General features: G+C 66.6%; 10 protein-coding genes and 1 pseudogene. All 11 read left to right on the plus strand.

The genetic code is table 11. From position 1 onward, the window contains the following. The first annotated feature begins 101 nt into the window (after positions 1–101). Positions 102–917, plus strand: a complete 816-nt coding sequence (locus ACYVKM_RS03675) for a creatininase family protein (RefSeq protein WP_460875853.1) — start codon at positions 102–104, stop codon at positions 915–917. A 62-nt stretch (positions 918–979) separates the two neighbouring features. Beyond that, positions 980–2,146, plus strand: coding sequence for a YncE family protein (locus ACYVKM_RS03680; protein ID WP_460875855.1), 1,167 nt, complete (start codon positions 980–982; stop codon positions 2,144–2,146). Between the two features lie 66 nt (positions 2,147–2,212). Beyond that, positions 2,213–2,896 (plus strand): class I SAM-dependent methyltransferase, encoded by a 684-nt coding sequence (locus tag ACYVKM_RS03685; RefSeq protein ID WP_460875857.1) that lies wholly within the window; start codon positions 2,213–2,215, stop codon positions 2,894–2,896. Positions 2,897–3,347: 451 nt separating this feature from the next. Further along, a pseudogene (locus ACYVKM_RS03690) lies at positions 3,348–4,403 on the plus strand (homoserine dehydrogenase family protein); the annotation flags it as partial. Then, the gene (locus tag ACYVKM_RS03695) at positions 4,400–5,392 is read left to right on the plus strand and encodes a homoserine kinase (RefSeq protein ID WP_460875858.1); all 993 of its coding nucleotides are present in this window, start codon (positions 4,400–4,402) and stop codon (positions 5,390–5,392) included. The pseudogene ACYVKM_RS03690 and the gene ACYVKM_RS03695, both read left to right, overlap by 4 nt. Before the next feature lie 14 nt (positions 5,393–5,406). Next, the gene (gene thrC, locus ACYVKM_RS03700; RefSeq protein WP_460876518.1) at positions 5,407–6,714 is read left to right on the plus strand and encodes a threonine synthase; all 1,308 of its coding nucleotides are present in this window, start codon (positions 5,407–5,409) and stop codon (positions 6,712–6,714) included. A gap of 426 nt (positions 6,715–7,140) precedes the next feature. After that, positions 7,141–8,736, plus strand: coding sequence for a 2-isopropylmalate synthase (locus ACYVKM_RS03705; protein ID WP_460875859.1), 1,596 nt, complete (start codon positions 7,141–7,143; stop codon positions 8,734–8,736). 17 nt (positions 8,737–8,753) lie between these two features. Further along, positions 8,754–9,698: a branched-chain amino acid transaminase gene (locus tag ACYVKM_RS03710; protein ID WP_460875861.1), complete on the plus strand. Its 945-nt coding sequence runs from the start codon at positions 8,754–8,756 to the stop codon at positions 9,696–9,698. Further along, on the plus strand, positions 9,695–11,125 hold the full coding sequence (leuC, locus tag ACYVKM_RS03715; protein WP_460875863.1) for a 3-isopropylmalate dehydratase large subunit: 1,431 nt from the start codon (positions 9,695–9,697) through the stop codon (positions 11,123–11,125). The genes ACYVKM_RS03710 and leuC overlap by 4 nt, the downstream gene beginning before the upstream one ends. Next, on the plus strand, positions 11,122–11,721 hold the full coding sequence (gene leuD, locus ACYVKM_RS03720; RefSeq protein WP_460875865.1) for a 3-isopropylmalate dehydratase small subunit: 600 nt from the start codon (positions 11,122–11,124) through the stop codon (positions 11,719–11,721). Before leuC ends, leuD begins: the two co-directional genes overlap by 4 nt. Positions 11,722–11,818: 97 nt before the next feature. Next, positions 11,819–12,916: a 3-isopropylmalate dehydrogenase gene (leuB, locus tag ACYVKM_RS03725; protein WP_460875867.1), complete on the plus strand. Its 1,098-nt coding sequence runs from the start codon at positions 11,819–11,821 to the stop codon at positions 12,914–12,916. Positions 12,917–12,923: the final 7 nt, after the last annotated feature.

Genomic DNA, 12,923 nt, shown 5'->3' on the forward strand with positions numbered 1-12,923 from the left:
TCGACGGATGCAGGTACCCTGTCCCATCCCCGGTCACACTGCGCGCGCTGCCGGCGTCTGCACGCAAGCGCGGGCCCTGGCACCTGCAAGGACTTTTCATCATGCGTCATCCATTGTGGCAAACCCTCGCGGCGGCGATCCTGCTGATCGCCACGCAGCTCTCCCATGCGCAGACTCCGAAGACCGTGCAGCTGCAGGATCTCACCTGGACCGAAATCCGCGATCAGGTCCGGGCAGGCACCACCACCATCATCATTCCGATCGGCGGCACCGAGCAGAGCGGTCCCGACATCGCGGTGGGCAAACACAACGCGCGCGCGCAATGGCTGTCACGGAAGATCGCGGAAGAACTCGGCAACGCCCTCGTGGCGCCGGTGATCGCGTATGTGCCCGAAGGCGGCTACGCTCCGCCGACCTCGCACATGCGCTTTCCCGGCACCATCACCATCCCGGACGACGTGTTCGAGAAGATGCTGGAGTCCGCGGCAAACAGTTTTGCGGTGCATGGCTTCACCAACATCGTGTTCCTGGGCGACCACGGCGGCTACCAGAAGGACATCAAGCTGGTGGTGGCTCATCTCAACAAGACATGGGCGGCCACCAAGGCGCGCGCCTTCGTGCCGCCGGAGTACTACGACGCCAGCTCGGACGGCTACGCACAGATCCTGCGCCAGCATGGCTTCCGCGATGACGAGATCGGCACGCATGCCGGACTGGCGGATACCTCTCTGCAGCTTGCCGTCGCCCCGCAAATGATCCGGTCGGATCGACTGCGGAAGGGCCCGAAACTCGGCCCTGCAGACGGCGTCTACGGTGGCGATCCGCGACGCTCGACTGCGGCGCTGGGCCAGCTGGGCATCGACGCCATCGTTTCACGCACGGTCGATGCCATCCGGAAAGACACGGCAGGGCGCTGATGCCGTCTCGTGAATCTGGCTTGATCTACACTACAGCGCTATTCGATCAGAGGTCGCTTTCCATGTTTTTCAATCGTTCGTTGCGACGCGCATGCTTCGCGGGTGCCGTATTGGCAGGTTCGGGCATCGCCTGCATCGCTTCAGCCGCACCGCCGGTGGTCACCGTGCCGGGCATGCCGCCGGTGGTCGATGCCCGCAACATGTACAGCGAAGCGGGCGTCAATCACTTCAGTCCGGCGGTCGCCGGTGCCCTGCAGCGAATTTATGTCCCCAACCTGCGCTCGGACGATGTCTACGTCATCGATCCGACGACGTTCAAGGTGGTCGGCAAATTTCCCGTCGGGCGCAGTCCGCAGCACGTGGTTCCGTCGTGGGATCTGAAGACGCTGTGGGTGACCAACAATGCGGAACACCACACCGATGGCAGCCTGACACCGATCGATCCGAAGACGGGCAAGCCCGGCAAGGCAATTCCCGTCGACGGCCCGTACAACATGTACTTCACACCGAACGGCAAGGAAGCCATCGTCGTGGTGGAAGCGAAGGCACGCCTGGATTTTCGTGATGCGCACAGCATGGCGCTGAAGTCGTCATTGCCCGTGCCCGACTGCAAGGGCATCAACCACGCCGATTTCTCGATCGATGGCAGATACGCGATCTTCACCTGTGAATTCGACGGAACGATTGCCAAGATCGACATGGTCCATCGCAAGGTCATGGGCTATATCCAGCTCAAGAAGCACGGCATGCCGCAGGACATTCGCGTCTCGCCCGACGGCAAGGTGTTTTATGTGGCCGACATGATGGCCGATGGTGTCTATCTGATCGACGGCGACAACTTCACCAGGATCGGATTCATCCCGACCGGTGTCGGTACGCATGGCATGTATCCGAGCCGCGATGGCACCAAGCTCTACGTCGCCAACCGCGGCTCCAATAGCGTTCACGGGCCGCGTCACGGGCCAGGCAGCGTGTCGGTGATCGACTTCGCCACGCGCAAGGTGGTGGCGAACTGGCCTATTCCCGGCGGCGGCAGCCCGGACATGGGCAATGTCAGCGCCGATGGCAAATGGCTGTGGTTGTCGGGACGTTTCGACGACGTTGTCTATGCGTTCAACACCACCACGGGCGCGGTCAAATCGATCAAGGTCGGCATGGAGCCGCACGGGCTGGCGGTCTGGCCACAACCCGGCCGTTACTCGCTGGGCCATACCGGGATCATGCGTTGATCGGCAGCTCACGCAAACGGCTTTTCTGAGCGCGCCACATCCAGACATCGACCCATACGAGGTGGCATGAGCATCGATCCGCTCAGCGATGCGAAGATCGTCGACTCATGGCAAACGAACGCCATGCCGTGGACGATCGCCGTGCGCGAACGGCAGATCGAGAGTCGCCGGCTGGTCACCGACCAGGCCATCGTCGATGCCACGCTCGGCCGCTCGCCGCGGTCGGTGCTCGACATCGGTTGCGGCGAAGGCTGGCTGGCCCGCGCACTGACGGCTCATGGAATCCAGGTGATCGGGATCGATGCCATTCCCGCGTTGATCGAACAGGCGCGGCAGGGAGGCAACGGGGATTTCCGTGCGATGTCGTACGAGGACATCGCTGCGGGCAGGCTCGATGCATCGGCCGACGCGGTCGTCTGCAATTTCGCGCTGCTCGGCAACGAGTCCGTGGCCGGCCTGCTCGGCGCTGTCCGTTCGCTGCTCAACCCGGGCGGCAGCCTGCTGATCCAGACCCTGCATCCGCTCGTCGCCTGCGGCGACGAACCCTATCGGGACGGCTGGCGACACGGTTCGTGGACGGGTTTCAGCACCGACTTCAGCGATCCGGCGCCGTGGTATTTCCGCACGCTGGAAAGCTGGATCAGGTTGCTCGCGGACAGCGGACTGCAGCTGCTGGAGATGCGCGAGCCGTTGCATCCAGAGACAAGGAAGCCGGTGTCGGTGATCTTCATCGCGCAGGTGGCGGATTGATCGCTGCCGTCGTCCATATAGCCAAAAGTTGCAAATGAACCTGTTGACCGCACTGCAGCAATCGCTCTAAGGTCGATTCCATGTCGCCGCTTTCCACGCCAGCACGCATGCATCCTGCCCCGGTTTCCGCCGGGCATGTGTCGTTGCCGGCGGGTGTCAACGCCTGCTCCATCGCCACCACGATTACGATTACCACCACGACCCGGTCGGGGTGGGTGTCCGTGCGCGAATAGGTTCTTCACTACGCAACGGCCCCGCCCTCGATGAGGCGGGCCGGTGCACTCCCAGCACAAGCCGATCCGCCAGCGAGCACGGGCCTCACCAGGAGGTCATCGTGAATGTCTGTGCACCCCAACTTGCCGCCCTGCCCTCGTCGCCCGGCCTGCCGCCGCCGACCACGCGGCGGCGCGTGCTGGCGGTCGGGCTGATCGGTCCCGGTCGCGTCGGCAGTGCCCTGCTTGCGCAACTGCGCGCCGCGCAGCCACGGCTGCTGCGCGAGACCGGGCTGGAACTGCAGCTGTGCGGTGTCGCCGCCAGCCGACGGATGTGGCTGGACTGCGACGATCCCGAACTCAACCGGGTCGGGCTCAACCATGCCGGCCGTGATCGTCTCGGCGAACGCGCGCAGATCTGGCGACCGGGCAACCTCGACGAATTCGCGGCCCATGTGCGCGGCAACGATGGACGCCACGCGCTGCTGATCGACTGCAGCGCCAGCGACGTGGTCACCGGGCACTACGCCGCGTGGCTGGCCTCCGGCCTGCACGTGGTGACGCCAAACAAGCTGGCCGGCAGCGGATCTCTGCAGCGCTGGCAGGCGATCCGCGCCGCCTGTGCCGACGGCACGCGCTTTCGCTACGAGGCCACCGTGTGTGCGGGGTTGCCGGTGGTGCAGACCTTGCGCGACCTGCTCGACACCGGCGACGAACTGCTGGCGGTGGAGGGCATGTTCTCCGGCACCCTGGCCTGGCTGTGCAACCGCCACGATGGGCAGCAGCCGTTCTCGGCGCTGGTGCGCGAGGCGCATGCGCTGGGTTATACCGAGCCCGATCCACGCGACGACCTGTCCGGTCTCGACGTGGCACGCAAGCTGGTGATCCTCGCGCGCGAGGCAGGCTGGCCGCTGTCGCTGGAGGAGGTTGCGGTGGAAAGCCTGGTGCCATCCGCGCTGGCCGCCCTTCCGCTCGATGCCTGCATGCAGCAGCTGGACCAGCTGGATGCGTCGATGTCCGCGCGGCTGGCCGAGGCGCAGGCCCTCGGCGGCGTGCTGCGCCATGTCGCCAGCCTGGACCGCCACGGCCGCGCCCGCGTGAAGCTGGTCGTGCTGCCGGCAAGGCATCCGTTCGCGCATACGCGGCTGACCGACAACGTGGTGCAGTTCACCAGCCGCCGTTACTGCGACAATCCGTTACTCGTGCAAGGTCCCGGCGCGGGTCCCGAAGTGACCGCCGCCGGGGTGTTCAGCGACCTGCTGCGTATCGCCGAATCGCTGGAGGTGCGCGCATGAACTCATCATTGCTGGAACCCGTCATGGCTTCATCGCGTCGCCCCAAACTTCCGCAGGCCGCCTGCGCCTTTGCACCCGCCAGCGTCGGCAACGTCGGTGTGGGCTTCGACCTGCTCGGCCACAGCGTGGCCGGTGCCGGCGATCGCGCCGAGGTGCGCCGCATCGACGAACCGGTGGTGCGCATCGCGGGAATCCGCGGCTGTGTCACCGAACTGCCGACCGACCCGCGACAGAACACCGCCGGTACCGCCCTGCTGTCGTTGCGCAAGGCACTCGGCCTGCAGCACGGTTTCGAACTGGTGCTGCACAAGGGCATCGCGCTGGGTTCGGGCATGGGCGGCTCGGCCGCGTCCTGCGTGGCCGCACTGGTGGCCGCCAACGCCTTGCTGGCACAGCCGCTGCCGCGCGAGTCGCTGTACGGCTTTGCGCTGGACGGCGAGGCGGTGGCCAGCGGCAGCCGACATGGCGACAACCTCGGCTCGATGCTGCTCGGCGGCCTGGTGCTGGCCACCCACGAGCGCCTGCTGCGCATTCCGGTGCCGGCCGACTGGCACTGCGCCTTAGTGCATCCGCACTACGTCCTGGAGACGCGCAAGGCGCGGGCAGCACTAGCTGGTCACTACGAACTGGGCGAGTTCGTCTCGCAGAGCACGAACCTCGCCCTGGTGCTGGCCGGCTGTTATCGCGGTGATGCGGCACTGGTGCGCGAAGGGTTGAAGGACGTGCTGGTGGAACCCCGCCGCGCACCGCTGATCCCGAACTTCGCGCGGGTGAAGCAGGCCGCGCTGGATCATCGCGCACTCGGCGCCAGCATTTCCGGCGCCGGCCCCAGCGTGTTCGGCTGGTACGTCAACCGCGCCGACGCCGCCGCCGCCGCCGGCGCCATGCAGGCTGCATTCGCCGAGGCCGGACTCGACAGCGATGCCTGGGTCTCGCCGATCGATGGACCGGCCGCCACCTTGATTCCCTCGCTCGAGGCCGGCGCGTGAGCGGCATCGAACCGTTGCGCTATCAAAGCACGCGGAACGCCGGCCCGACCGTGCCGATCGGTCAGGCGATCGCCGCCGGACTGGCGCCCGATGGTGGGCTGTATGTGCCCGAGGCATTGCCGACGATCGACCCGGCTGCGTTCGATCCGCACGGCACGCTGGCCGACACTGCAGCCACCTTGCTGGCACCGTTCTTTGCCGGTGATGCACTGGCTGAGCAACTGCCGGCGATCTGCGCCGAGGCATTCACGTTCGGCGCGCCGCTGCGCCCGCTGCCCGCACATCCGGCCACGCTGCTGCTGGAGCTGTTCCACGGCCCGACCTCGGCGTTCAAGGATTTCGGCGCGCGCTTTCTCGCTGCCTGCCTGCGCCGATTGCCGCGCGTCGGTGCACGGCCGCTGACGATACTCGTCGCCACCTCCGGCGATACCGGCGCGGCGGTCGCCGCCGCGTTCCATCGCCAGCCCGGCATACGCGTGGTGATCCTGTATCCCGACGGACTGGTCTCGCCGCGGCAGGCCCACCAGCTAGGCTGCTTCGGCGACAACGTCCGTGCGCTGCGCGTGGCTGGTCGTTTCGACGACTGCCAGCGCATGGTCAAGGCCGCGCTGAACGACAGCGCGCTGCAGACCCGCGTGCCGCTGTCCTCGGCCAACAGCATCAGCCTCGGACGGCTGCTGCCGCAGATGAGCTACTACGCGCATGCCGCGCTGGGCTGGTGGCGGGAACACAACACGCCGCTGCACTTCATCGTACCCACCGGCAACCTCGGCAATGCGCTGGCCTGCCTGTGGGCGCGCGAGCTGGGTCTGCCGATCGGCACCGTGCAGCTGGCCTGCAACGCCAACGCCACCCTGCCCGACTATTTCGCCGGCGCCGCGTACACGCCACGCGAAGCGGTCGCGACCTTGGCGAATGCGATGGATGTAGGTGCACCCAGCAACTTCGAGCGGCTGCGCTGGACGTTTCCCGGCGAAGATCGCCTGCGCAGCTTGCTGCGGGCCGATAGCGTCGATGACGCAGCGATCCGCCAGACCATCATTCGCCATGCGCGCGAACATGGCGAAATATTTTGCCCGCACACCGCCACCGCGATGCACCAGCTCGATCGCCTGCGTGACGAAGGTGACCACGCACCATGGGCGGTGGTCGCTACCGCCCATCCGGCGAAGTTCGAGAGCGTGGTGGAACCGCTGACCGGCAACACTGTCACTGTACCCGCTGCACTGGCAGCCTTGCTGCAACGAAGCGCCAGCGCGGAACCGCTGGTGGCCGAAAATGCTGCCTTGAACCAGTGGCTTCGTGGACAGACCACCGCCTGAGTACCTGGAAGGAGTGGAAACCTCTGCCAACACGGGCAAAATCATTGCCAGACGACAGATAGTTTCATATGAATCCATATAGACGGATAGCCGTCCAAACCCGAATTCACGGCTTAGAAGCGATCGTCATAAACAAAATGCTTGACAGTCCATGCGGGCATCACTTACGGTCGATCACATGTCGCAGCGCAACAGCCATTGCCGCACCACCGAAACCAGCCGTCTCCTGACGGTTACCGGTCTGCTGCAGCTTCGCGGCACGCTCCTTCTTACTCTCGTACTCGTACTCCTCATTACCAACGGAGGTGCGGGCTGAGGGCATGTGTCCAGGTAGCTAGAAAGTAACCTGAAGACTCCCAAAGAACCCCGCACCGGCAACGGCGCGGGGTTTTTTGTTGCTCTCAGCTCGCATCAGCGGAGCCAGCGATGAACCCCGAATCAGACGTAACAGCATCAGCCACCGGCAGCATCAAAGCTGCCGATGATCGCGTACGCATCTTCGACACCACCCTGCGCGATGGCGAGCAGGCGCCCGGCTTCTCGATGGACCGGCGTACGAAATTGCGCATCGCACAAGCACTCGAAGCGCTCGGCGTCGACGTGCTGGAGGCGGGTTTCCCGCAGGCCTCGCCGGATGATTTCGCCGCGGTCGCCGAAATCGCGCGCACGCTGAAGACCACCACGGTGTGCGCGCTGGCACGCTGCCAGAGCGGCGACATCGACAGTGCCGCGCGCGCACTGGAACAGGCGCGGCATGCGCGCATCCATGTGTTCCTGTCGACCAGTCCGCTGCATCGCGAACACAAGCTGGGCATGAGCAAGGCACAGGTGGTCGATGCCGCGGTGGCGGCGGTGGAGCGCGCCCGCGGGCTGTGCCACGAGGTGGAGTTCTCCGCCGAGGACGCACTGCGTACCGAACCCGACTTCCTCGCCGAGGTGTTCAGCGCCGCAGTCGCTGCCGGCGCCACCACGCTGAATGCGCCGGACACCGTCGGTTACACCACGCCGGCCGAGATCGTCGAGCTGTTCACGTACCTGCGCCGGCATGTGCGCGATGCCGACAAGGTGATCTTTTCCAGCCATTGCCATGACGACCTGGGCATGGCGGTGGCGAACAGCCTGGCCGCGGTGAGCGCCGGTGCGCGCCAGGTGGAATGCACGATCAACGGCATCGGCGAGCGCGCCGGCAACGCCGCGCTGGAGGAGATCGTGATGGCGCTGAAGGTGCGCGCGCCGCACTTCGGCGTCGGCACGCGCATCGATACGCGCCGGCTGTATCCCACCTCGCGCCTGCTGACCCAGCTGACCGGGCAGGCGGTACCGCGCAACAAGGCGATCGTGGGCGACAACGCGTTCGCGCACGAGTCGGGCATCCATCAGCACGGCATGCTCAAGCACCGCGGTACCTACGAAATCATGCGCCCCCAGGACGTCGGCATCGCCGAGACGCGGCTGGTGCTGGGCAAGCACTCCGGCCGCGCCGCGCTGCGCCAGCGACTGGAGACACTTGGCCACATGCCGGATGACGCGGCGCTGGACGTGATCTTCGCACGTTTCAAGGCGCTGGCTGACAAGAAGCGCGAAGTGCACGACGAGGATCTGGAGGCGATCGCACTGGGCCTGGATCCGGACGCCGCCGGTCCATGGCGGCTGGTGCAGCTGAATACCAGCACGCATCTCGGCGGCAGCGCCTCGGCCTCGGTGAAGCTGCGCCACGACGACGGCCGAGAAGCCGGCGAAGCGGCGATCGGCGACGGCCCGGTCGATGCCGTGCTGCGTGCGATCGAACGCGCCACCGGCAACGCACTGGAACTGACCGACTTCAAGGTGCGCGCCGTCAGTGAAGGCGGCGACGCCCAGGGCCAGGCCCAACTCACCGCGCGCCACGCCGCGCGCGAATGGCGCGGCCACGGCGTCAGCACCGACATCGTCGAGGCCACCGCGCAGGCCGCGCTGGCCATCGTCAACCGCATCGAACGACAGACACCGGCCGCACCACCGGTCGCCGTCGCCAACCTGTAATCACCCGAGGAGCCTTCATGAGCAACACGCCCTTCCTCTGGCACAACGGCCGCATCAAGCCCTGGGCCGATGCCAGCGTCCATGTCAGCACGCACGCCCTGCACTACGGCTCCTCGGTGTTCGAGGGCGAGCGTGTGTACGCCACGCCGCAAGGCCCTGCGTATTTCCGGCTGGCCGAGCACACGCGCCGGCTGTTCGAATCCGCCGCGATCTACGAGATCGAGATCGGTTACAGCGAGGACGAGATCAACGCCGCCTGCGTGGAGCTGATCCGCGCCAATGCGATGCGCTCGGCCTATGTGCGGCCGATCGTGTTCCGCGGTGCCGGTGGCCTGGGCGTGCTGCCGAAAAATGGGGCGCCTGTCGAGGTGGCGATCATGGCACTGGACTGGGGCGCGTACCTGGGCGATGCGGTGGAAAAAGGCGCCGACGTCTGCGTGTCCTCGTGGCATCGCCCCGCACCGAACACCTTGCCGAGCTGGGCCAAGGCCGGTGGCAATTATCTCAACAGTCAGTTGATCGGACTGGAAGCACGCCGCGGCGGTTACGACGAAGGCATCGCGCTGGGCCACAACGGCCTGCTCAGCGAGGGCGCGGGGGAAAATCTTTTCCTGGTCAAGCGCGGCAAGCTGCTCACGCCGCCGTCGAGCGCCGGCATCCTCGCCGGCATCACCCGCGACAGCGTGCTCACCCTGGCTGCCGATCTCGGCATCACGGTGGAAGAGCGTGACCTGCCGCGCGAGGCGCTGTACACCGCCGACGAAATGTTCATGACCGGCACTGCCGCCGAGATCACACCGGTGCGTTCGGTCGATCGCAAGCCGGTCGGCAAGGGCATACCCGGACCGATCACCAAGCAACTGCAGCAGGCGTTCTTCGGCCTGTTCGATGGGCGCACCGAAGATCGCTGGGGATGGCTAACGCCAATCCACGCCAACGTCACTGCACAGGAGGCTGCATGAGCGGCAAGACTTTATTTGAGAAAGTTTGGGACGCGCATGTCGTCGTACCTGAAACCGTCGACACGCCGGCCGTCCTCTACGTCGACCTGCATCTGGTGCATGAAGTTACCTCACCGCAGGCGTTCAGCGAACTGCGTGAGCGTGGCCTGCAGCTGCGTCGCCCCGACCGCATGCTGGCCACGCTGGATCACTCCACCCCGACCTTGCCGACGAATGCCGACGGCAGCCGCCCGTATGCGAATGCCGAGGCGCAGGCACAGGTGACCCAGCTGGAAACCAACTGCCGCGAGTTCGGCGTCGAGCTGCACGGCTGGGACAGTGCCGACCGCGGTATCGTGCACGTGATCGGCCCGGAACTGGGCGCCACCCAGCCCGGCATGACGATCGTCTGCGGCGATAGCCACACGTCCACCCACGGCGCGTTCGGCGCGCTGGCGTTCGGCATCGGCACCACCGAAGTCGGCCACGTGATGGCGACGCAGTGCCTGCTGCAACGCAAGCCGAAGACCATGGCGATTCATGTGGATGGCCAATTGCCTGCCGGCATCAGTGCGAAGGACCTGATCCTGCACATCATCGGCACCATCGGCGTCGATGGCGGCACCGGCTACGTGCTCGAGTACCGCGGCGCGGCGATCGAAGCGCTGTCGATGGACGAGCGCATGACCGTCTGCAACATGTCGATCGAGGCCGGCGCGCGCGCCGGGCTGATCGCGCCGGACGACACCACGTTCGCGTGGCTGAAAGGTCGCCCCCGCACGCCGCAGGGCGCTGCGTGGGATGTCGCCGTGGCGGCGTGGCGCGCGCTGCGCAGCGATGACGGCGCCACCTACGACCGCGAAGTGCGCATCGACGCCAGTGCGGTGAAACCCACCGTCACCTACGGCACCCATCCGGGCATGGCGATTGCGATGGATGCGCCGGTGCCGGCCGCGACCAATGCGCAGGAACACCGCGCGCTCGACTACATGCAGAGCAAGCCCGGCCAGCCGATGCAGGGCACGCCGGTCGACGTGGTGTTCGTCGGCAGCTGCACCAATTCGCGCCTGTCCGACCTGCGCGAGGCTGCCAGCGTGCTGCGTGGCCGCCGCGTCGCCGACGGCGTGCGCATGCTGGTGGTGCCGGGCTCCGAAGCGGTACGCCGCGACGCCGAGCGCGAAGGCCTGCATCAGGTGTTCACCGCCGCCGGCGCCGAGTGGCGTGTGCCGGGCTGCTCGATGTGCATCGCGATGAACGGCGACCTGGCCCAGCCGGGACAGCTGGTGGTGAGCACCTCCAACCGCAACTTCGAAGGCCGCCAGGGCAAGGGCGCGCGCACCGTACTGGCCAGCCCGGCCACCGCCGCAGCATCGGCACTGGCTGGCCGCATTGCCGATCCGCGCGACTACCTGACCACCGCCGATCACTGCCGGGAGCAAGCCGCATGAAGCCCATCACCCGCATCCACTCGCGCACCGCCGTGCTGGCTGACGAGAACATCGACACCGACCGCATCATCCCGGCGCGCTTCCTCACCACCACCACCCGCGAAGGGCTGGGCAAGCTGTGCTTCCACGACTGGCGCTACCAGGCCGATGGCAGCGACAACCCGGCCAAGGAAAATCCGGATTTCCCGTTGAATCAGCCGCAGGCGCAGGGCTGCTCGATCGTTGTCGCCGGACGCAACTTCGGCTGCGGCTCCTCGCGTGAGCACGCACCGTGGGCCCTGCTGGACTACGGCGTGCAAGCGGTGCTGTGCAGCGAGATCGCGGACATCTTCCGCGGCAACGCGTTGAAGAACGGCCTGCTGGCGATCGTCATCGACGAACTGGAACACCGCTGGCTGCTCAAGCATCCCGGCATCGAACTGGTGATCGACGTGCGCGAGCAGTTCATCGCGCTGCCTGACGGCGGCCGCATTCCGTTCCGGCTGGAACCGTTCGCGCGGCACTGCCTGCTCAACGGCGTCGACCAGCTCGGCTACCTGCTGCAACAAAGCGATGCGGTCAGTCAGTACGAACAGCGCGTGGAGGCTGCGGCATGAATCGCGATCTCCATGCCCGTCGCCCCAGCGAACGCTGGGATGACGTGAGGCCTGGTCAGGCTCTGCTCCCATCCATCCACACTGCGGAAGCAAACACATGAAAGCTCACATCGTCACCCTGCCCGGCGACGGCGTCGGCCCCGAGGTCACTGCCGCCGCCGTGGCCGTATTGAAAACCGTAGCTGCGCGTTATGAGCACGTATTCACCTTCGACGAGCAGCTGATCGGCGGCGCCGCGATCGACGCCACCGGTGCGCCGCTGCCAGCCGAATCGCTGACGGCATGTCAGAGCGCCGATGCGGTGCTGCTCGGCGCCGTCGGTGGACCGAAGTGGTCCGACCCGAATGCTCCGGTGCGCCCCGAACAAGGGCTGCTGGCCCTGCGCGCCGCCCTGGGCGTCTACGCGAACCTGCGCCCGCTGCAGGTGCATCCGGCGCTGGCCGATCTGTCGCCACTGAAGAACGAGAAACTGGAAAACGTCGACGTGCTGTTCGTGCGCGAACTCACCGGCGGCGCCTACTTCGGCGCCAAGACCCGCACGACCGATACCGCCACCGATGAATGCAAGTACACCGTGGCCGAAGTCGAGCGCGTGGTACGCCGCGCATTCGAGCTGGCACGCGGCCGTCGTCACCACGTCACGTCGGTGGACAAGGCGAACGTGCTGGAAACCTCGCGGCTGTGGCGCAGCACGGTGCAGCGCATCGCCGCCGACCATCCCGATGTGAAAGTGGAACACCAGCTGGTCGACTCGATGGCGATGCTGCTGCTGACCCAGCCGAACCGCTACGACGTGGTGGTCACCGAAAATCTGTTCGGCGACATCCTCACCGACGAGGCGGCCGCGCTGGCCGGTTCGCTCGGCCTGCTGCCATCGGCGTCGCTGGGCGAGGGCAAGGCCGGCCTGTACGAACCGATCCACGGTTCGGCCCCGGACATCGCCGGCCACGGCGTGGCCAATCCGGTCGGCGCGATCCTTTCTGCCGCACTGCTGTTGCGCCATTCGCTGGGGCTGGAAGCCGAAGCCGTGGCCGTCGAGACGGCCGTTGACCAGGTGCTGCGCCATGGTCCGCACACCCGCGACATCGGCGGCATCGCCGGCACCGCCGCGGTGTGCGACGCCGTGCTGACGGCGATCGAGAAGCACGCCGACAGCGCCGCCGCGTTCTTCTGTGGAGCACGCGCATGCGGCTGATGCGGAC

It is taken from the genome of Rhodanobacter koreensis, assembly GCF_054782855.1.